This is a genomic window from Brucella pseudogrignonensis, from assembly GCF_002252525.1.
GTDB classification, from domain to species: Bacteria; Pseudomonadota; Alphaproteobacteria; order Rhizobiales; family Rhizobiaceae; genus Brucella; species Brucella pseudogrignonensis.
Window position 1 is genome coordinate 1 of sequence record NZ_NNRM01000051.1, and the last position, 20,249, is coordinate 20,249.

The following is a 20,249-nucleotide window of genomic DNA, read 5'->3' on the forward strand; positions in this document are numbered from 1 at the left end:
TGCGGATTGCGGCCTTGTGGTCGAGCCGGATTCCGGCCAACTAGCCGATATTGCCACGCAGTCAGCAGACTCTTATGAACAGCTAACCGGGAAAGATCCGGCGGTCGCGATGCTTTCATTTTCGACTGGTGGCAGCGCCGCACATGAACGCGTATCAAAAGTTATTCAGGCGACCAACACTGTGCGTGCAAGGAGACCAGATCTTTGTGTTGATGGGGAGCTGCAATTCGACACTGCATTTGTTGAAGCAATCAGTCATGCGAAATCACCAGAGTCTCCGCTCAAAGGTAATGCAAATGTCTTTGTGTTTCCCAATCTGGAAGCCGCCAATATAGGCTACAAAATTGCGCAGCGCATCGGCGGAGCACAAGCCATCGGCCCCGTGCTTCAAGGCCTTGCTAAACCCGCCAACGACCTCTCACGCGGATGTAGCGCCGATGATATTCTTCACATGATCGCAATTACCGTCAATCAGGCAGGTTGAAAAATATCCGCTACATATGATTTCAACGAAAGCATCGAGGCCTTCTCGCGCGCCGATGCAGCTCTGCCAACCGATGTAAAAATACAAATAGCAACGCGATGAGCGCCCAAAGGATTTACAGTCAGTTGATGAGTTTTCAGATCTCACTAATTAATTTCAAATACGAAAGAACCCGAGTGAGGAATTTTGAGTTCCTGGGGAAAAGAGAGCGACGGTCGGAGGGGACAAGAACTCGGCTGCCATTTCGTTGGCCACAGGAAGAAACCGAAAAAATGCCCTTGTTTTCTATAGGCTCGCGTTCGGTTGACACGGCCATCACTCCCACTAGAAAAATGAGGAAAGTGGTGAACTGTTCCTCAAGCGTTCAAGTGCATGTCGAAATGTTAGAAAACCTCATTCCTCCTGACATCAACACCCTTACTTAGCCCAGCGACCTTCGTATTTAAATTCCGGTGCTTTCTGTATTTCATCTTTGGTCGAATTCATAACTGCGGACCATTTTTTCTCATCGTCAAAATACGTGATATCTACTGCTTCTGGGCTAACAACGACATATTTTTCCCCCACTCCCAGAAAACCACCTACAGATATGATATATCCTGCAAGGTGGCCGTCAGAAATAATCAAGTCCTTGATTTCACCAATCGTAGTATTGTCGCCGTTTAAAATGCTAAGGCCAATCAGATTATAGCTAAGAACATCCGTTGGCTTTGCTGTTACAAAAACTTCTGTTTCCGTTTCTTCAGTCATCGTAGCGGTCTGGGCATTCGCAAACGACACGATAGCGATTGTAGCGGCGGCAGACAGGATAAAACGGCGCATATTCATTCTCCGAAACGGCATTATGACGTGTTTGTCACGACCGAAATGCACCTGATGAGACTTTTGTTCCGATAAAACCTTTCTGCAAAGCAGCAGGCACGCATGAGTTGAATCCACATTCAAATATCCACGAGAAATGAGCACTCGCAGCTCCCGTAAATATAAAGACCGTAACCTTACGTTACTGGATATCTGGATAATTTTATTCAAGTACGAGCTAATATTCCGCTAGATGACACATCCTTCCTCCCAATAACCAAAGATGTTAAATCTATGAGTGACAATTACACATTGCCGGATTTGTCTGGCGTTATCCCTGTCCGACCAATTCAAATTAAAAAGCACGGATTTGCGGATAGATGGAAATTGCTATTACTGGCAATCATATTCGCAATCATCTCAGTTGTTGTAACGGTTGTCTGGGGACCGGGACTTTACTCTGATTATCTAATCAAGAACGACCCTCTTATTATTGAAGATTCCACCATTTTTGATGGAAGCTGCCGCAGCAAAAAGATGATCACCGATTGCAAAGCCACGCTTTCTTATCGTTACGAAGGAGAGACAAAACTCAAGACTGTCGACTTTTCCTTTGTAAGTCTGTCGAGTGGTGATTATGAGACAGACGTCGTCGTACAGAAATCCAACCCAGACAATGCGACACTTACTTTAGCTCTCGATGAATTCTGGAATCGTCTGAGCGTAGGCGTTTTGCTTGTTGGCATCATGGTTGGCTGCGTCATCCTCTTTATTAAACGCTTTCTCCAAATTTCGAGCGCCATTTCCGCAGCGAAAACAGCATCACCGCTTCAGCTTTGCTGGGCAAAGATTGTCTCGCGCAAAGACAGCATGGGGCGCGTCAAAGTTGGTTATACTCCTTTGCTAAAAGCTCATAAGAAGCGGACTATTCTTTCAAGCTTCGCAAAGACCGAGACGCCTTATCTTTATTATGATGAAAAAACTAACGAGACTTTTGGCCTGGTCGTGGCCCGCGCTGAAGGTACGTTACCTGTTCTGCTGGACGATCGGTTTGAGCGGATCGATCTGATGCCAAACGAACGTGAAAAAGCGGAACAGCTACTCACAAGTCGACTCGCCAGCTAATTGCAAAAGAAACAGCCATAGACCCGTTACTTGAAAACATGTTGGCGTTCGCGAGCGCCCCTTGTCGAAACAACTTCCTGATACATATCGTTAAATATCTTGTCAGACAGGGAGCACTGAAATGGGTGACGCAGGTATAGGCTGGATAGCAGCAATTATCATTGGTGGTCTTGCAGGCTGGATCGCATCCAACTTCATGAATAGCGACACCGGCATATTCATGAATATCATTCTTGGTATTATCGGCGCTGCTATTGCGAGCTTTATTTTCGGCTTCCTTGGCGTATCCTTTGGCGGATGGCTTGGTTATCTGGTAGCGGGCTTCATAGGTGCCTGCATTCTCATATGGATCGGGCGAGCGATCAGTTGACATGTTTTGAAAATTCAAAAGCCCCGTTTTCGGGGCTTTTTTGTTGAATACATATTCTTCCCATCTAGAAAAAATGCATCAACAAATAGTGCTAATGAATATGGCTCAATTTTAGTTTTCTTTTACATTGAAACCTACCAAACATTCCGTCTATTAAAGGTCACATAAACAGATTTCGGAGTGGTGGGGTGATACGGATACTGTTTCTTCTGCTTGGTCGCGAGATCATACAGCGGCATTGGAGGACATTGCTTGCGATCTCCATCCTCTGGATCGTCGGCGGAGCGCTCATCATCATCGATGCTCTGGATGGCAAAACCGTTATTTCAGCACGCCTATTTGGCTATTTTCTCCTGCCCGAAGCCGCCTTGTGCCTGTTTGCAGCCTTTGCCAGTTACGGCACGGCCCGAAGAATGCGTATCGTACAGGGTGTAGCCCTCCTTGGCGTCAGCATATTGATTATTAGCTCAACACCGGCGAGCAATTTCGCGCTCGCTATACTGTTCGGACTATGCTTCCTCATTGACGGCATAGTCCGCATTGGCAGCGCTTGGGTTGTACGTTATCCACGCTGGAAAGTAGGGCTGATCGGCGGCATCGTCGAAGTTTTGCTGGCCATCGCAACACTCCAGCCTTGGCCTACCTGGTATGAAGGTACTGTTGGCACCAATGTCGGCGCGGTACTTGTACTGACTGGCATCGGGCTTCTGAACATAGCCTTCCGGATAAAGCGCCTCGAGGATGGTGCATCACTCACAAGCATTCTGAGCCGCAATCCTTTCAATCACCGTGCCGCACAGCTTTATAGAAAGCGCAATGCCAGAAATCGCAAGCAGTTGACCGTTCATGTCTGGACGCCAACTGGTACAGCAATGACATCTCTCCGTCAGCGAGCGATCAACCGTTATATTGCCGCCATCGACGGCAACGGCGTTATCTCGACCGGTCATGCCGCACTTGAAATGTCCCCTGATCTTTACATCAGCCATTATCCCGCTGCCGAAATCGACCGCAATCCCGACGAGTTCAGCCGCACTTTGCGAGCTACAGCTGATAACAACGTACCCGGTCGCTTTCTCCCGAGTTATGAAGTTGAATCAGCCGAATGGTGCCCTTCAACGGTTCAAGTTGAGATCAAAAATATCGATGCAGCTCGACTACGCGCATTCTGGAAACATTATCGCGCTAACGACACCTATAATCTGACAAACAGAAACTGCTCCAGCGCCGTTGCGGATGCTCTCGATGCAGCTCTCGAAGGTGTTTATCGCGAACATAGATGGCCGGTTTTCAGAGCCTTACAGGCAATCGTTTTTCCTGAGTTGTGGGCAGCGGGTTTGATGCGTAAACGTGCTGAATCCATGGCCTGGACGCCGGGCCTTGTACTTGATTATGCGCGAGCGCTATCCGCATTGGTCGACTCTTCCGGCCGTTCGTCTCACAAGCAAAGCTTCCGTCTTGTAAAGAAGTATTCTCGACGCAATTCGAAAGCGACCATCAGCTGAAGCCTAAAGCTTAGTATGATCTACAGCACTTCATTTAACTTGATTAATTTTCTCATATTAAATAAATTTGATTGATCGAATTCATGGCATCAATCGGATCAAACAGTCGTGCATTTTCCCAATCATATTCATGCAAGCGTCGTAAAACTGCTGTTTACGTTGTTTGTCCTTGTCAGCTTGCCGCAGGCACCTGCTCTCGCGGAAACCAAAGAGGCATCACGCATTGTCTCGCTCGGCCCGGATGTCACGGAAATCATCTTTGCATTGGGGGCAGGTGATAAGATCATCGCGGTTGATCGCAGCAGCAAATACCCAGCCGAGACCGCCACGAAAGCCAATGTCGGCTATCGCCGTAGCCTGTCGCCTGAAGGCATCCTGACACTCAACACAGATCTCATCATTGCATCTGAAGACATTGGGCCACCGGAAACAACCGATGTGCTCAACCAGTCAGCAGTCGAGATCCTTTATATTCCGGTCGATAACAGTCGTGCGGGCTTGGTCAAAAAGATCGGGCTCATTGCAAAACGCCTCGACCTCGAAAAAGAAGGTGATGCTCTGGCGCAGAAAGTCATCGACGATTTCGATGCCGCGACGGCTTATGCCAGCAAGATATCGTCAGACAAGCAAAAGAAAGTGGTCTTCTTCCATGGCTTGGCACGTCTGAGCGGCGCGGGCAGTGATACGGCTGCCGATGCATTCATCCGTTATGCAGGCGGGATCAATCCGCTGTCCGTCTATTCCGGCTATAAGCCTGTATCGGAAGAATGGCTGGTCAAGGCTGAACCCGACGTCGTTCTGATGCTTTCGGACGGAAATGGTGGGCCAACCCGTGAAGATGTATTCTCGCACAAAGCCTTGCAGCAAACTCCAGCTGCTAAAAGCCAGTCGCTCGTCGTGCTTGATGGGCCATATATGCTTGGTTTTGGTCCACGTACCGCCGAGGCCATACGAAAACTAGCCGCAGCGCTTTATGAATAACCAGTAAAAAAGCCCCTCCAATAGAGGGGCTTTCTGTTTTGTATTTACGCGATTACGCGAAGTCTTCTGGCAGAAGTTCCTTCGGGAAGTTCTGATAGGAAACCGGGCGCAGGAAGCGACGGATCGACATCGTGCCAACGCTGGTTGCACCAAAGTTGGTGGATGCCGGGTATGGTCCGCCATGAACCATCGAGTCGACCACTTCAACGCCAGTTGGGAAGCCATTGACGAGAACACGACCTGCCTTGCGTTCCAGCACTGGAAGCAGCTTCTGTGCAGAGGCGATGTCACCACCGTCCATATGAATGGTCGTGGTCAGCTGGCCTTCAAAGCCGCGCGCGAGCTTTTCCATCTCGTCGACCGAACCCACACGGACAACAAGTCCGAGAGGACCGAACACTTCTTCACCAAGCGCGTGATCGGACAGGAAGCGTTCGCCGGTGGTCTCAAACAGATTTGGTGAAACCTGACGACCTGACGACTCCGTCTCATACAGTGGCTTAACAGCGTTGCGCGTTTCAAAACGCTCTTTGCCGTCATGATATGCCTGCGCAATACCGTCGGTCAGCATGGTCTGCGGAGCAACCTTCTTGAGACCTTCGACAGCAGCTGTTGTGAAGGTATCTGCATCAGCTCCGTCAAGAACGACTGCGATGCCAGGATTGGTGCAGAACTGTCCTGCGCCCATGGTCAGCGAACCGGCCCAGCCCTGTCCGAGCGTTTCAGCACGGGCTTTCATGGCTTCTGGCAGCAGGAACATCGGATTGACCGAACCAAGCTCACCAAAGAATGGAATTGGCTCAGGACGTGCTGCGCAAAGGTCGAACAATGCACGGCCACCAGCCAGCGAACCGGTGAATCCAACAGCCTTGATGTTTGGATTCTGAACCAGCGCGTGACCGACATCGCGGCGTCCGCCCTGAATGAGCGAGAACACGCCCGGGTGAACGCCCGTCTTGGCAATAGCTGCTTCAACAGCCTGTGCCACGATTTCACCCGTTCCCGGATGCGCTGAATGGCCCTTTACGACCACAGGGCAACCGGCAGCGAGGGCTGCTGCGGTGTCACCACCGGCAGTCGAAAATGCCATTGGGAAGTTCGATGCACCAAAAACCGCTACAGGCCCGATTGGACGCTGAACCAGACGGATTTCAGGACGTGGCGCTGGCTGACGATCAGGAAGCGCTGCATCAAAACGGCGATCAAGATAATCGCCTTTTTCGATATGGTCAGCAAACAGGCGCAGCTGGCCGGTAGTACGGCCGGTTTCGCCCTGAAGGCGCGCTTCGGGCAAACCGGTTTCCTGCGAACCGATCACGACGATATCAGCAATCCGTGCTTCAATTTCATCAGCGATTGCACGCAGGAAAGTAGCGCGTTCGGCGCGGGTCGAATAACCGTAAGACCAGAAAGCGTCTTCGGCTGCTTCGCAGGCGCGATTCACCAGATCGACTGTACCGACTGCAAACGAATGAGCAGGCCCACTTGCTGGTGAAGATTCAAAAGTGCCGGCTCCGTCGAGCCATTCGCCAGCAACAAGGTGTTTTCCTTTGGGCGTAAATGCCATTCGTACATCCTCCTGTAGAAATCGACGTGCAATTAAGCCAGTATCCGGCTGCATCTAAATTGCACTTGCCTAATGATTGTATACCCCAAATGTTTGTATACAGTGTGTGCGCAGATATCAATTGCCTGTGGGCCCCTCCCGTCAGGCGCAGCCATGAAAGACGCATGATGAGCGAGACTACCATCCTGAGCATTGCCACGCTTCACGAACGCGTAGAGGCGATTTTTCGTAAAGCAGGGTTGAACGCTATACAGGCTGCGGCCGTCGCTCGTGTGATTGTTGCGGGTGAACGCGATCACTGCAAATCTCACGGCATATACCGTATCGAGGGTGCGCTTCGCACAGTCAAGGCCGGGAAGGTAAAAGCAGACGCAATTCCAGAAATCGTGAAAGACGAAGCCTCCAGCATCGTGCGCGTCAATGCGAATTTCGGCTTTGCAAACCCGGCTTTCGAACTGGGCGTACCAGCACTTGCCGAACGCACGCGTAGAAACGGTATCGCAGCGCTTGTCATCAATGACTGCACGCATTTTTCGGCACTCTGGCCTGAAGTTGAAGCGCTGACGAGCGAAGGCCTTGCCGCACTCGTCATGTGCCCGAGCTATGCAACCGTGGCACCCACCGGCGGCAACAAGCCTTTGCTCGGCACCAATCCTTTTGCCTTTGGTTGGCCACGCAAGGAAACATCGCCTTACGTCTTTGACTTTGCGACCTCTGTTGCGGCGCGTGGCGAGATCGAACTTCATCGTCGCGCTGGTAAACAATTGCCGGAAGGCTGGGCGCTGGATGCGGAAGGCAACCCAACGACTGACCCGGAAACAGCACTTGCGGGTGCTATGCTACCGTTTGGCGGGCATAAGGGTTCCGCGATCAGCACGATGGTCGAACTGCTCGCTGCCATCATGATCGGCGACCTGACCAGTCCCGAAGTGCTCGATTTCCTTGGTACCACCACATTGTCGCCGGTGCATGGCGAACTCATCATTGCATTTTCACCGGAAGCCTTTGCCAAGGGCCGACCCGGCGATCCATTTGCCCGTGCGGAAGCATTCTTTGAGGCAATCGTCGGTCAGGGCGCGCGCCTGCCGTCACAACGCCGCTTCAAGGCACGCGCGGAATCTGACAGCGAAGGCGTCAAGCTTACCAAAGCGGAAATCGATCAGCTTGATCTGCTGCTGGAAAAAGGGTTGGATGCGATCTCCTAATACAAAAAAGCCCTCCGAAAGGAGGGCTTTTTACTTTCAGGCTATATTCAAGCCGCGTATTTCTGAACAGCACCCGGGAGCTTGCTCCACTCGGCATACCAGCTGTTGAACAGCTTGAACTGCGCTTCGACATAGCCGCGCTGGCTGTCGGAAAGAGCATCTGTTTCGTTGAAGTGCAGCGTGTATTCCTTGTCGCCCTTCAGAACCATCATGTGCTTGAAATAGAGCACCAGGTCCGGACCTTCATCGAAGGACGAAAGCACAGCAAGCGCCTGTTCGAGTTCAAGCGCACGCTGGCGTGCATCAGCATCGCCCGCAGCTGCAGCCTGCGACAGCTTGCACATCTGAATGACTTCCTTCGGCAGAACATTGCCGATGCCGGTGATGGCGCCGGTTGCACCGCAATTGACGAAGCCGTGGAACACAGCCGTATCAACACCGATCATCAGCGTGACATCATCATCGCGGCTGGTGATGTTTTCAGCTGCATAACGCATGTCGGCAGGGCCGCCGAATTCCTTGAAGCCAACAAGGTTCGGATGCTCTGCGCGCAAAGCGAAGAAAAGATCCGCGCGAGTGGCAAAGCCATAATAAGGGCTGTTGTAGATAACGGCAGGCAGATCAGGTGCAGCCGACAGGATGGCCTTGAAATGCGCTTTCTGCGCTGCAATCACCGAACCACGCGACAGGACGCGCGGGATGACCATAAGGCCCTTGGCGCCAACCTTCTGCGCGTGTGCTGCATGCGCTGCGGCAACGGCTGTGTTCACAGCGCCGGTTCCAACGATAACAGGAATACCAGCAGCGGTCAGGCGTGCAACGCCTTCCATGCGCTGTTCATCTGTGAGGAGCGGCCAGTCGCCCATCGAACCACAATAAACGACAGCCGACATACCAGCGGCGATCAGTTCCTTACCCTTGCGCACCAGCGCATCATAATCGGGTGTGCGATCATCCTTGCAAGGGGTCATCAGAGCCGGAATCACGCCGGAAAAGATATTGGCAGCCATCTAAAACTCCTCTCAGAGCATTTCCGTCATGCGCGAAGCGACGTGGATCGGAAAATGCAACAAAACAAAACCAGAGTGACTGAAGCACTGGCGACGCAATGCCGCCTGTCAGCCTCTGTAACTGATATATCAGTCTGTATTTTATTTGTCGACAGAAATTATGTGGGGCTACAAACTTATTTCCAGACGGTCATCGCGCATTACCAGTTTCTGAACCTGACGCACGATCTGTTCTGCATGTTCATGAGCCAGCTGTTCGGCCAGCTTCATGTCCCGTGCAGCGATTGCTGCGATCATTTCTTCATGCTCCTCCACAAAGCGGCGGGGCAACTGATCATTATAGGACTGATAATAAAGTCGCAGAATGCGCCGACCTTCATCCAGCAAACGTTTGAAAAGGCTCGTGAAATAGGGATTGCGCCCAGCCTCTGCAATTGCAAGATGAAGTTCCGCATTGGTCGCAATCATCAAAAGCGCATCCTGCGCTTCCACAGCCTTGGTGAACTCGGCCTGATGCAACGCGATGATATCCAGATCTTCCTGGCGATGGTTCTTGGCTGCAAGCTGGGTTGTGACGCGATACATCAAAGTCAGCGCGTCGAAATAGGTATGCATGTTGAGGAAATCGATGTTCGACACCATGGTCGAGCGATTTGGCAGGGTGTCGATTAGGCCCTCGCCTGCCAGCCGCACCAAAGCCTCACGGATTGGCGTACGGGACATTTTGAACCGCTCTGCAAGCTGTACCTCGTCGATCGGGCTGCCGGGAGGCAGCACCAGATCGAGGATTTCATCGCGCAGCAGGTCATAGACCATTTTCCCGCCAGAACCGCGCTTGCGTTCAGGGATGGCGTTTGTATCGCTTTCCGTCATCGGCATCTCCTTTAAAGCATTTCCAGCAAAAGTGCGTAGCGGTTTTGCGTAGGATAATGCGACAAACAAAAATCACGCAAATGGTTCGGTTGGTCCCTTGGCGGGCTGCGTAAACCACTGCGCGCCTTCAGCGCTCATGTAAATATGATCTTCCAGACGCACGCCAAACTGTCCCGGCACGACGATCATCGGTTCATTTGAGAAGCACATACCCGGTTGCAGCGGCAACTGATTGCCACGAACAATATAAGGTGCTTCATGGATTTCCAGTCCCAGACCGTGCCCCGCACGATGCGGAAGACCGGGGAGCTGATAATCTGGCCCTAAGCCATGCTTGACCAGCACGGCGCGAGCGGCATCATCGAGGCTGGAACAGGCAGCACCAATCTTCGCAGCATCGAACACGGCTTGCTGCGCCTGCCGTTCAATTGTCCAGATGCGTTCAAAATCGGCTGTCGGCTCGTCCAGCATATAGGTGCGGGTCAGATCGGAATGATAACCATCGATCCGGCAACCGGTATCCACTAGAATAACATCGCCATTTTTATAGAACTGTTCGCCATCCGCGCCATGAGGCAGAGAGGTGGCCTCGCCAAAGGAAACGATACAGAAGGTCGAGCCGCCGCCAGCGCCCAATTCACGATGCTGCTCGTCGATAAAGCGCACAACATCGGAGGCGGCTATGCCCGGACGAATAAACTGATGTGCGCGGCGATGCACTTCCAGCGTCAGCCCCATGGCATATTTGATGATGTCGATTTCGGTCTGCGACTTGACGATACGCTGTTCACGAATGATCGGGCCAGCATCCACAAGACGGTCGGCGCCAATTTGTCCACGCAAAGCGATATAAACAAAGAGCGGCACAGCATCGTCAACGGCGAGCGTTTCGCCGGCTTTCAGCAGTGAGGCAACGAGGGCTGCACTGTTTTGCTCTTCCTGCCAGATGCGGATTTCACCAGCCAAATGCGGAAGGCTTTCCACACGGCTCTGCTCAAAACCCGGAACGATATAGACAATCTCGCTTTGCGTAATCACTGCGCCAAGCAGGCGCTCGCTCGAATGCCAGACAAGGCCCGTGTAATAAAGCAGGCTCTCGGTCGACCCAAGCAGCAAGGCACCAATGTTTGTTTCGCTAAGACGACGACGCAATACGTCGATACGCTCCAGCCGCTCATCATTGGAAATGCTTGGATATTGGGTGGTGAGAGACATTGCTTATTCCTTTCAGCCCGCCACGGACTCTGTGACGCGCTGAAAGGATAAATCTCTGTACGCAATTTGTCGACAGGCAGAGCATTTCCAGCAAAAGTCCGAAGCGGTTTTGCGTTGGATAATGCGAAAACGAAAGAAAAAAAGCGGTTCTGGAAATTCGGCTTCCACAAGAACCGCTTTAGGTTTTCACCAAACCTGTGCGCTTGAGCAGTCCCATAAGAAGAAGCGGCAGCAGTGTCGTCAACAGGATCGCAATGAACGCCATGGCCATGCCAAGTCCAATTGATCCCTGTTCAAACTGACGCCAGATAAAGATGGAGATCGTCTGCATACCGACAGGCGCCACCAGAATGGAAGCAACCAGCTCACGCGTTGCCACCGCAAAGACCAACAGCATCGCGGTAATCAGGCTTGGTGCGATCAGCGGCAGCATGATGCGGCGGAAAGTCGTAAAACTGCTTGCTCCACAGACACGCGCCGCAGCTTCGAGATTATCACCAATCTGATGAAACGCCGCCGTTGCATAACGGATTGGCTGCGGCAGCAAGATACAGCAATAGGCAAGCAACAGAATGAGCGGCGTATTGTAAGGTGAAATGAGCAGTGATGGCTGGTTCCACGCAAGGATAAGACCGACCGCAACAACAACACCGGGAAGCGAATTTGGCAGCACTGTTAGAACATCGAGCCAGAAACGCCCACGGAAACGCATTTTCACAACTGCATAGGCAGCGATAGCACCCAGCAAACCGGTCAGAAGCGCACTTGCGACACCCAATGAAAGACTGTTGGTAAGCGCTCGCATAGCGCCCGCGCTGTTGTCAGCGATATCTGCAAAATTATCAAAACCGAGATTAGACAGCGTTAGCCCGCCGGAAATGGTCTTCGACATGGCCGTTGCGAGAATGGCAAGGAGCGGCACGCCGGTTGCAGCAAATGCAACCACACCAAACAGGATGATGACAGGAACCTTGAACGCACCGAGATCACGTTTGTCTTTGTTCTGCGGTTTACCGCCAGTCGTCACATAAGAACGGCGCGTCAAAATCCAGCGTTGAAGCATGAAAGCCGCAAGAGATAACAACACCAGTGCCAGCGAGAACACAGCTGCACCCGAAAGATCAATCGGCCAGTCAGATATGCGAAGGTCGATTTCCGTTACCAGCACGTCGAAGCCCGAACGACTTCCAAGTGCAGCTGGTGTGCCATATTCCTCGATTGCCGAAGCGAATACGAGCAGCAGACTTGCTGCAAGTCCCGGTGTTGCCAACGGCAGCGTGATGCGGAAGAAAGAACGCCATGGCGACGCGCCAAACACACGGCCCACATCGGAATAGCGTGCGCCAACCGCTTCAATCGTGCGCGACACCGCGAAATAGACCAGCGGAAACGTGTTGAGCGCCATCACGAATGTCATACCGCCAAGCGAAAACAGAAACGGTGCGAGGTTGAAGCCAGCAAGCTGATCGAGATAACCGCGCGGCTGCAAAGTCATGATCCAGCCAAGCGTCGCAATATAGGGCGGGATCATGAAGGGCACGAGCATCAGCACGTCCCAGACCAGCGCAAACGGCACTTTATAAAGCGCCCGGAACACGGCGAGCGGCACTGCGATGATAGCCGACAGCACGACGACGCTGACACCGAGCAAAATGGTGTTGCCGATCATGCGCAGGAGCTTTGGATCTTCAAACAATGCAGGCAAATGCACAAAAGGCGCGCTGAACACGCCCTGCCCGATCTGCGGAAAAATGGCCTGCAAAACAATGAAAATAAACGGAACCGCGACGACAATGGCAAGGCCGATGACGGCTACAAGCCCAAGCGGATTTGCAGCGGTAGCGGTCTTAGCACTCATGATTGCCTCTGCGGTATTCCCGCCGCCTTGGAAAAGGCAGCGTTTTAAAAACAAAACAAAATGAAGCGGCTCTCCTCAACAAGTGAGGAGAGCCGCCCGTTCATTACTTTTTCGCGCCGAAGATCGCGTTGAATTCCTTCAGCGTTTCGTTGCGCTTGCCATAAACAGCTTCTGCATCGATCTTCAGAATTTTGAGATCGCTGATCAGAGGACGGTTTGCTGCTACGTCGGAACGTGCAGGCATCAAATAGGCCTTTGCAACCATTTCCTGGCCTTCATCGGAAAGCATGTAATCGATGAACTGCTTGGCTTCGTCCTGATTTTTCGACCAGTTGAGGATCATGGCCGGACGCGGCGCAATGACGGTGCCCGATGTTGGGAAGATCACGTCAATGGCTTCACCCTTAGCCTTGCCTGCAAGCGAGATGTAATCGACAGCGCCAAAAACAGCAGCTTTCGCGCCCTGAAGCACAGGGTTCAGCGCTTCTGCATTGGCACCGGCAGCAACCGCGCCGTTTTCATGCAGATGCTTGAACAAGTCCCAGCCCTGCTCCGCCTGCAAAGCTGCAACGAGTTCGAAAGTTGCGCCCGACTGCGATGGATCTGGCAGGTTCACCAGATCCTTATATTCCGGCTTGGCAAGGTCGGCCCATTCGGTTGGCTTTGGCGTCTTGCTGTTCGGGTTCCATGCGATGCCGAGAGCAGAAACGCCCTGTGCAACAGCGGTTTCATTCTTCAGAAAATCAGGAACTTTTTCAGCGTTCAGGCTGGTGTAAGCCACGAGCCAGTCGCGCTTGGCGAAATCGGTTGCTGTGTCCCAGGAAGCCGAAATCAGAACGTCGACAACAGGGTTGGCAGCTTCAGCTTCGATACGAGCCATGACCTTGCCAGTGGTTGCCTGAAAGATATTGACCTTCGTGCCGGTCTTGGCCGTGAAGCCAGCGGCCAGACCTTCAATCAGCTTGCCAGGACCAGCCGAATAAACGGTGATGTCGGCAAAAGCGGCCGTGCTTGCAAGCAGTGCTGCGGCGAATGCCATGCCTGCACCGAAAAGGGACTTCTTCATTAATCTCTCCTGAGATGTGCCTGAGATGAAAGAGCTATTAGGCGAACCAGCGAAGTTGTTCCGCATCGATTGCAATGCCCACCGGAACACCCAGAGAATGACGAGCGCTATCGAGATAGGTCAGTTCGTGACCTTTATGCTGCGAACCGATGCGGACTGTTGTGAGATGTCCATCACCACGGAACTGCGTGCGCAGAACGGTGGCAGGAATAGATGCGTCGCTCATTTCGACGCTGCGAACTGAGCGTGACGGCAACAGCACATGTGTCGCCATTGCGGGCGCGGCATGGTGCGACAGGTGGATTTCCGTTTGCGCTATGCGATAGCCGGCATTTGCGCGTTCAACAGGCATCACACAACCCAGCCGCAGAAAATCCGCAACTGCTGGCGTAGACGGCTGCGCAACAAGCATTTCGGGTGCTGCAAGCTGTTCGATAACGCCCGCCCGCATGATTGCAACCTGATGCGCCAGCGAGAAAGCCTCGCTTTGGTCATGCGTCACATAGATGGCGGTGAGACCGAGATTGGCGACGAGCTGGCCGATTTCGCTGACCATGTTTTCGCGCAATTCACGATCAAGATTGGAGAGGGGCTCATCAAACAATACGAGGCCCGGCTCGGCAACGATTGCACGCGCAATCGCCACACGCTGTTGCTGTCCGCCAGACATATCGCTGATCGAGCGATCGCCGAAGCCAGTAAGACCAACGCGGTCGAGTGCAGATTTCACACGCGCTTCGCGCTCGGCACGCCCGACACCACGCATTTCGAGCGGAAACGAGACATTTCCATAGACCGACATGTGCGGCCAGAGTGCGTAGTCTTGAAACACCATGCCGAGGTGGCGCTTTTCAGGCGGCGCAAAACGACCACTCGCCGCATCAGCAACCTGCACACCATTGATCGTGACAGAACCCCTGGTCGGCGCAAGCAAACCGGCTACGAGACGCAGAAGAGTTGTCTTCCCACATCCTGACGGGCCAAGCAGAGCAAGCGTCTGACCTTTTGGCAGTGCCAGATCAATGTTCTTGAGGATCGTATTGCTACCATAGGCAAGGCTTAAACCTTCTGCCTTTACAGCAACATCCGCGTGTATTTTGGTTTCATGTAACATAAGCGTGCAATCTGAATGGTTTGCGCGCTTTTATTCCGCCTGCGTGACAGTCAGATGACATCAGCACTCACAATCCACCGCCGGATACGGGAATCAGTCATCCAATCACCACATGACAAAATTTCTTTTCTTTACGTGAAGACAACCCTACAAACGAAAATCCAAGTCAATATGAACATCTATAAATAGTACAATATCGATTTTTATTGTTTAATTTTGACATTTTAAGTTGAATAAAAACTGCAAAAGATAATGAATTTAACGAAAACTGCACCAATATTCATCAGCATGATTGCTATATAAAATTTTCTAACAATTCCACCAAATGAACATTGATATGGATTTGGAATACCCATAGAATTCCAAATCAGTGAAGTGAAATAGATACATATACTTGTGATGCGAACAACATCGGAGGACGGCTGATATCAGTCTGTTTTCGGCATACAGGAGGGAATATGTGTATTAAGTTTAGTACGCTTTTAGCTTCTTTGGCGGCGGCGGCAGTTCTATCTCCGTCAATCGTCTTTGCTCAGACAACAACTGCGCAGTTTACAGTGCAGATAACGATTGCTGGCGCCTGCCAGATCAATTCAGCGACCAACATGGATTTTGGCTCTCATGGGGTGCTCACGACGAACACCGATGCGACCAGTCTTGTTACAGTGCAATGCACAAACACCACGCCCTTTAATCTGGCACTCAGTGCTGGCAGCGGCGGCTCAGGCGCAACAGTTACCAATCGCCTTATGACAGGCACTGGCGGCGCAACAGTTACCTATTCTCTTTATCGGACAGCTGCGAGAGACACTGTCTGGGGCACGACTGTCGGCACCAACACACTCGCGGGAACTGGCACCGGCGCACCGCAACAGTTCACTGTCTATGGCCGCGTGCCACCTCAGAACACCCCCGCGCCGGGCGTCTATACCGATACGGTAACGGCGACGATCACGTACTGAGCATAAAGGAAAAATATCATGCGTAGTCTAGTGTTAGCGGCGGCATTACTTGCCGGTCTGCACGTAACTCCTGCGTTTTCGCAAAGCGTATCGTTGCGTGTTTCACCGGTGCTTGTCGATCTTAGCGCGCCGACGGCAGCATCGAGCGTACGTATATCCAATGATGCGAAACGCCCAATCAGCGTGCAGGTAAGAATCTTCAAATGGAGCCAGAGCAACGGCGTTGACACCTATACCCCGGCCACCGATGTCGCAGTAAGCCCGCCAATTTCACAGCTCAAACCGGGCGGTGAAAATATGGTTCGCGTGGTGCGTACATCCAAGCGCCCGGTCAAGGCCGAAGAAAGCTATCGTTTGATTGTCGATGAACTGCCAAGTGCTTCCAGAAAGAAATCCGGAACCGTTACCTTCGTCGTTCGGCATTCCATTCCGGTATTTTTCTCGCCGCCGGAAAATTCCGGCGCTGCTGTAGCCTGGAGCGCACAGCCAAAGTCAGGCGGCTATCAGGTAACAGCACGCAATACCGGCGACAAACGGCTGCGCGTTTCCGATCTGGCTGTAAAAAGCAAAGGCGGCGCATCAGTCGCACAGCAAAAGGGACTTGTCGGATACGTCCTGGGTAATTCCAGCGCTTCCTGGTTCATACCGGGAACAAGTGGCAATCGAGGTGGTGGCTCGCTGATAATCTCGGCACAAAGCGAAGCTGGCCCGTTTAATGCTCAAGCGAACGCCAAGGGCGGTTGACCTTGCTGTTCTGACGATTGCCGGTATGACGATCTTCTCAGCCTTTCCGAAGGCTGCGGCTCAGGATTTGCCACCCCCGTTGGCGGAATTAAATCATTCTGACAGCGAATTTCTGGAGCTGCAACTTGAAGTCTTCGTGAATGGTTCGCCTAGTGAGTTGATTGCTGCCTTTCGTCAAACACCCGACGGGCTCCTTTTGATCGAGCCAGAGCAACTGAAGAATGTGGGCATCAAGCCTGCGAAAGAAGCAATAAGAGAGGATGGCTGGGTTGATATAGGTCGGCTACCCGGTGTGGTGGCGACTTATGATGAAGAAAACCAGACTGTGAGTTTTGATGCAGTGGAGGGAAGCCGTGCAGCGCGCGTGATCGACGCGCAGGCTGACGACGTTCCGCCCACAGAAGAGGAGGAAAAGCCTGTCATAACCAGCAATATGGGAGGGTTGGTCAACTACACCATCTATGGCTCGACTGGCGGCCCGAAATGGGACGACCTCACATCATTCCAGGGTGTTTCCAGCTTGCTTGAAGGTCGATTGTTCGGACCCTATGGCGTTCTCACCTCATCGCAAATTCTAAGCTCGTCAGATGCAGAAAACTTCGGTACGACGCGCCTTGATACGCGCTGGTCTTACTCCGATCCAGATCGCCTGATGACGTATAATGTTGGTGACATCATCTCCGGCGGCCTTTCCTGGACCCGTCCTACCCGTCTGGGTGGCATACAGATACGCCGCAATTTCAATCTTCGCCCTGATCTGGTGACGATGCCTTTGCCCGAGCTTTCAGGTTCCGCAGCAGTTCCATCAACTGTCGATGTCTATGTCGATAATGCCCAGCGTGCGTCACGCTCGGTGCCGTCCGGTCCATTCTCCATTACCAATCTGCCGATTGTGACCGGCTCGGGCACCGCACGGCTGGTTGTGCGCGACGCACTTGGCCGCGAAACGGTTTCCGAAACCCCGTTCTATGCATCCTCTGACCTTCTGGCGAAGGGGCTGGCAGATTTCTCCGCTGAAATAGGCTTTGCGCGTCGCTATTACGGCGTTGAGTCAAACGATTACGATCAAAGGCCCGTTGGTTCAGCTACACTGCGCTATGGTCTCACCAATCAACTGACCCTCGAAGCCCATGTCGAAGGTGCCGAAGATTTTTACAATGGAGGCGCAGGTGGCGTCTTCAATATCGGCACTTTCGGCATTGGCTCCGTAGCTGCATCTGCCAGCCGTTTTGGTGACGAGACAGGCTATCAGGTTGCAGCCAGTCTTGAAGCCGAACTCTGGGACATCAAGTTTTTTGCCAGAACGCAGCGTACTTTTGGTGATTTCAACGATATCGCTTCCGTCACCGCCGACATCGCAAAGTTCGGACTCCCTTCAACAATCTATAGTGCCAAACCTCCGCGATCGCTTGATCAGGCATCGGTTTCCCTGCCGCCGATATTTGAAAATATGAACCTCAATTTTTCCTATGCGCAGCTTGAAACAGCGGATTTCGACAAATCGCGCATCCTCAGCATTACAGCAACGAAGGGGATTGGACACAAAGGCAACGTCTTTTTATCAACCTTCACGGACCTGGAACGCAAAGGATCATTTGGTGTCTTTGCGGGCCTGTCATGGACGCTGGACGGCAACATCACAGCCTCAAGCGGCATATCCTCAGACGATAAAGGCACCAGTGTCACCGCAGAGCTGATGAAATCAGAACAACCCGTCGTTGGAAGCACCGGCTGGCGCGTGCGAGGCTCCTACGGTCAGAACGATATCGTGGCGGCGAGCGGAAGCTACCGCAGCGCTATCGGTCGCGCGGAAGCAGGCGTCGAAAAATATAACGACAACGTAAGGGCGAATGCGCAGTTTGAAGGCTCGATTATCGCAGCTGGTGGCGGCGTGTTCTTGTCTAACCGCGTCGATGATGCCTTCAGCGTGGTGGATGTCGGCGCGCCTGACGTTGAAGTATTTTACGAAAACCGCCCCATTGGAAAAACCGACAAGCGCGGTAAGTTCCTGGTGACGGATCTCCGTTCTTATGAGGCCAATGCCATCTCGATCGACCCTTCGAACCTGCCGCTTGATGCCAGCGTTGAAACAACCCGCCAGGTCGTTCGTCCAAGTGATCGCAGCGGCGCAGTCGTTGATTTCAATGTCTCTGCCGAGAACACGCCGGTTCTTGTTACCATCCGTGACGAGGCAGGCGAATATATTGAAACAGGCGCTTCCGCTAAGCTCAACGGTAGCGAGGATACAATCGTTGGCTATGAGGGACAGGTCTATATCGAGAATGCAGCCAGTTCCAATACGCTTAGCGTACAGCAATCAAACGGTGAAAACTGCACCGTCACATTCAATGCCCCTGCAACTGCAAGCGGACGCACCACAATACCTGATGCCGTGTGCCGGAAAGACCAATGAGAAAACAATTTCTGACGATCATTGCCACAATATTCCTGAGCCTCACGGGTATGAGTGTAGCGCTCGCTCAAACTTGTACGGCCAGCATCACCGACATGAATTTCGGCACCGTCAATCTCCAGTCAGGTGCTGCGGTGGACACAACTGCAACATTGAGTGTCACCTGCACGAGTTCACTCAATCTCGCCCTTCTTATGCGCTTGTGCCCAAACCTTGACGCCGGTAGCGGCGGAAGTTCTGGCGGCAATCGCCTGATGTTGAATGGCACTAATAATTTGACTTACCAATTTTATCAGGATGCGAACCGCACGATCCCGTGGGGCTCATCGACAAACGCGACTTTGGGAACAGTGCCTCCAATTGATGTTATCGCTCCTATTCTGGGTCCGGGAACGGCAACCCGCACGATTTATGGTCGTATTCTGGGCTCGCAGGCATCGAAACTCGCAGGGACTTACCTATCAACATTTGCTGGCGGGCAAGCGCGCGTAAACTATGTTCGCTATCTGTTGGGAGCACCTGACTGCTCGACGGTTGTAGACAACCCTATTCAACCAACCTTTACCGTTCAGGCAAACATCAACCGCTCCTGCACGGTTTCCGCAACAAACATCAATTTCGGCTCACAGAGTAATCTCCTCAACAACGTCGATGCAACGGGCACCCTGACCATCAACTGCACACTTGGACTGCCATACAGTATTGCTTTGAGTGGTGGCCTGAGCAATGCTCAGCCTACACAGCGCAGAATGACACTTGGGTCAAATGCGATCATCTATGGACTTTACTCAAATGCTGCCCGCACCGTGGCATGGGGCAGCGCTGCGAACCAGATCGTTCCCGGCACAGGAACAGGGGCAGTGCAAAATGTTACTATTTATGGCCGCGTTGCACCACAAACAACGCCCACTTCAGGCACTTATACGGACACGGTAATCGTCACTATCAATTACTAA

Annotated in this window: 18 protein-coding genes; 10 read left to right on the forward strand and 8 right to left on the reverse strand. The window is 52.4% G+C overall.

Annotated features, from left to right (window positions below; translation table 11 throughout):
- On the forward strand, positions 1 to 484 hold a 484-nt coding region (locus tag CEV34_RS24640; RefSeq protein WP_268877862.1), incomplete at its 5' end, for a phosphate acyltransferase.
- A 417-nt stretch (positions 485 to 901) separates the two neighbouring features.
- Here the strand turns inward: CEV34_RS24640 and CEV34_RS24645 are convergent.
- Positions 902 to 1,306: a PRC-barrel domain-containing protein gene (locus CEV34_RS24645; RefSeq protein WP_007879917.1), complete on the reverse strand. Its 405-nt coding sequence runs from the start codon at positions 1,304 to 1,306 to the stop codon at positions 902 to 904.
- A gap of 273 nt (positions 1,307 to 1,579) precedes the next feature.
- On the opposite strand from CEV34_RS24645, the gene CEV34_RS24650 reads away from it, so the two are divergent.
- From CEV34_RS24650 to CEV34_RS24665, 4 genes are all read left to right on the forward strand, one after another.
- Positions 1,580 to 2,410, forward strand: coding sequence for a hypothetical protein (locus tag CEV34_RS24650; protein ID WP_143853505.1), 831 nt, complete (start codon positions 1,580 to 1,582; stop codon positions 2,408 to 2,410).
- Positions 2,411 to 2,531: 121 nt separating this feature from the next.
- Positions 2,532 to 2,780, forward strand: a complete 249-nt coding sequence (locus tag CEV34_RS24655; protein WP_007879920.1) for a GlsB/YeaQ/YmgE family stress response membrane protein — start codon at positions 2,532 to 2,534, stop codon at positions 2,778 to 2,780.
- Positions 2,781 to 2,968: 188 nt separating this feature from the next.
- Complete coding sequence (locus tag CEV34_RS24660) at positions 2,969 to 4,285, forward strand: HdeD family acid-resistance protein (RefSeq protein WP_039860935.1); 1,317 nt, start codon at positions 2,969 to 2,971, stop codon at positions 4,283 to 4,285.
- Between the two features lie 108 nt (positions 4,286 to 4,393).
- Entirely contained in the window at positions 4,394 to 5,266 is an 873-nt protein-coding gene (locus CEV34_RS24665; protein ID WP_007879923.1) for a heme/hemin ABC transporter substrate-binding protein, read from the forward strand.
- A gap of 52 nt (positions 5,267 to 5,318) precedes the next feature.
- Here CEV34_RS24665 and CEV34_RS24670 read toward each other — a convergent pair whose 3' ends face one another.
- On the reverse strand, positions 5,319 to 6,833 hold the full coding sequence (locus CEV34_RS24670) for an aldehyde dehydrogenase (NADP(+)) (protein WP_094544735.1): 1,515 nt from the start codon (positions 6,831 to 6,833) through the stop codon (positions 5,319 to 5,321).
- Between the two features lie 167 nt (positions 6,834 to 7,000).
- Here CEV34_RS24670 and CEV34_RS24675 point away from each other — a divergent pair, with 167 nt between their 5' ends.
- Entirely contained in the window at positions 7,001 to 8,038 is a 1,038-nt protein-coding gene (locus CEV34_RS24675) for an Ldh family oxidoreductase (protein WP_007879924.1), read from the forward strand.
- Between the two features lie 47 nt (positions 8,039 to 8,085).
- On the opposite strand, the gene CEV34_RS24680 is transcribed toward CEV34_RS24675, so the two are convergent.
- From CEV34_RS24680 to CEV34_RS24705, 6 genes are all read right to left on the reverse strand, one after another.
- On the reverse strand, positions 8,086 to 9,048 hold the full coding sequence (locus tag CEV34_RS24680; RefSeq protein ID WP_007879926.1) for a dihydrodipicolinate synthase family protein: 963 nt from the start codon (positions 9,046 to 9,048) through the stop codon (positions 8,086 to 8,088).
- Positions 9,049 to 9,216: 168 nt separating this feature from the next.
- Positions 9,217 to 9,921: a GntR family transcriptional regulator gene (locus CEV34_RS24685; RefSeq protein ID WP_007879932.1), complete on the reverse strand. Its 705-nt coding sequence runs from the start codon at positions 9,919 to 9,921 to the stop codon at positions 9,217 to 9,219.
- A gap of 72 nt (positions 9,922 to 9,993) precedes the next feature.
- Positions 9,994 to 11,136 carry a M24 family metallopeptidase gene (locus tag CEV34_RS24690; protein ID WP_007879934.1) on the reverse strand — a complete coding sequence of 381 codons (1,143 nt, stop codon included), beginning with the start codon at positions 11,134 to 11,136 and terminating at the stop codon, positions 9,994 to 9,996.
- A 178-nt stretch (positions 11,137 to 11,314) separates the two neighbouring features.
- Positions 11,315 to 12,994 (reverse strand): ABC transporter permease, encoded by a 1,680-nt coding sequence (locus CEV34_RS24695; RefSeq protein ID WP_094544736.1) that lies wholly within the window; start codon positions 12,992 to 12,994, stop codon positions 11,315 to 11,317.
- Between the two features lie 103 nt (positions 12,995 to 13,097).
- Positions 13,098 to 14,060 carry an ABC transporter substrate-binding protein gene (locus CEV34_RS24700; protein ID WP_007879936.1) on the reverse strand — a complete coding sequence of 321 codons (963 nt, stop codon included), beginning with the start codon at positions 14,058 to 14,060 and terminating at the stop codon, positions 13,098 to 13,100.
- Positions 14,061 to 14,097: 37 nt separating this feature from the next.
- Positions 14,098 to 15,174: an ABC transporter ATP-binding protein gene (locus CEV34_RS24705; protein WP_007879937.1), complete on the reverse strand. Its 1,077-nt coding sequence runs from the start codon at positions 15,172 to 15,174 to the stop codon at positions 14,098 to 14,100.
- Positions 15,175 to 15,632: 458 nt separating this feature from the next.
- Here CEV34_RS24705 and CEV34_RS24710 point away from each other — a divergent pair, with 458 nt between their 5' ends.
- Genes CEV34_RS24710 through CEV34_RS24725 form a run of 4 tightly spaced genes read left to right on the forward strand, consistent with a single transcriptional unit; the run spans position 15,633 to position 20,249 of the window.
- Positions 15,633 to 16,136, forward strand: a complete 504-nt coding sequence (locus CEV34_RS24710; protein WP_007879938.1) for a Csu type fimbrial protein — start codon at positions 15,633 to 15,635, stop codon at positions 16,134 to 16,136.
- 18 nt (positions 16,137 to 16,154) lie between these two features.
- On the forward strand, positions 16,155 to 16,880 hold the full coding sequence (locus CEV34_RS24715; protein ID WP_007879939.1) for a fimbrial biogenesis chaperone: 726 nt from the start codon (positions 16,155 to 16,157) through the stop codon (positions 16,878 to 16,880).
- Positions 16,852 to 19,293, forward strand: coding sequence for a fimbria/pilus outer membrane usher protein (locus CEV34_RS24720; RefSeq protein WP_007879940.1), 2,442 nt, complete (start codon positions 16,852 to 16,854; stop codon positions 19,291 to 19,293). Before CEV34_RS24715 ends, CEV34_RS24720 begins: the two co-directional genes overlap by 29 nt.
- Positions 19,290 to 20,249 (forward strand): Csu type fimbrial protein, encoded by a 960-nt coding sequence (locus tag CEV34_RS24725; RefSeq protein WP_007879941.1) that lies wholly within the window; start codon positions 19,290 to 19,292, stop codon positions 20,247 to 20,249. Before CEV34_RS24720 ends, CEV34_RS24725 begins: the two co-directional genes overlap by 4 nt.

Coding starts and splice junctions, on each gene's coding strand:
- CEV34_RS24645 (WP_007879917.1), bottom strand. CDS start 1,306: ATGCGCCGTTTTATCCTGTCTGCCGCCGCTACAATCGCTATCGTGTCG.
- CEV34_RS24650 (WP_143853505.1), top strand. CDS start 1,580: ATGAGTGACAATTACACATTGCCGGATTTGTCTGGCGTTATCCCTGTC.
- CEV34_RS24655 (WP_007879920.1), top strand. CDS start 2,532: ATGGGTGACGCAGGTATAGGCTGGATAGCAGCAATTATCATTGGTGGT.
- CEV34_RS24670 (WP_094544735.1), bottom strand. CDS start 6,833: ATGGCATTTACGCCCAAAGGAAAACACCTTGTTGCTGGCGAATGGCTC.
- CEV34_RS24675 (WP_007879924.1), top strand. CDS start 7,001: ATGAGCGAGACTACCATCCTGAGCATTGCCACGCTTCACGAACGCGTA.
- CEV34_RS24680 (WP_007879926.1), bottom strand. CDS start 9,048: ATGGCTGCCAATATCTTTTCCGGCGTGATTCCGGCTCTGATGACCCCT.
- CEV34_RS24685 (WP_007879932.1), bottom strand. CDS start 9,921: ATGACGGAAAGCGATACAAACGCCATCCCTGAACGCAAGCGCGGTTCT.
- CEV34_RS24690 (WP_007879934.1), bottom strand. CDS start 11,136: ATGTCTCTCACCACCCAATATCCAAGCATTTCCAATGATGAGCGGCTG.
- CEV34_RS24695 (WP_094544736.1), bottom strand. CDS start 12,994: ATGAGTGCTAAGACCGCTACCGCTGCAAATCCGCTTGGGCTTGTAGCC.
- CEV34_RS24700 (WP_007879936.1), bottom strand. CDS start 14,060: ATGAAGAAGTCCCTTTTCGGTGCAGGCATGGCATTCGCCGCAGCACTG.
- CEV34_RS24705 (WP_007879937.1), bottom strand. CDS start 15,174: ATGTTACATGAAACCAAAATACACGCGGATGTTGCTGTAAAGGCAGAA.
- CEV34_RS24710 (WP_007879938.1), top strand. CDS start 15,633: ATGTGTATTAAGTTTAGTACGCTTTTAGCTTCTTTGGCGGCGGCGGCA.
- CEV34_RS24715 (WP_007879939.1), top strand. CDS start 16,155: ATGCGTAGTCTAGTGTTAGCGGCGGCATTACTTGCCGGTCTGCACGTA.
- CEV34_RS24720 (WP_007879940.1), top strand. CDS start 16,852: ATGCTCAAGCGAACGCCAAGGGCGGTTGACCTTGCTGTTCTGACGATT.
- CEV34_RS24725 (WP_007879941.1), top strand. CDS start 19,290: ATGAGAAAACAATTTCTGACGATCATTGCCACAATATTCCTGAGCCTC.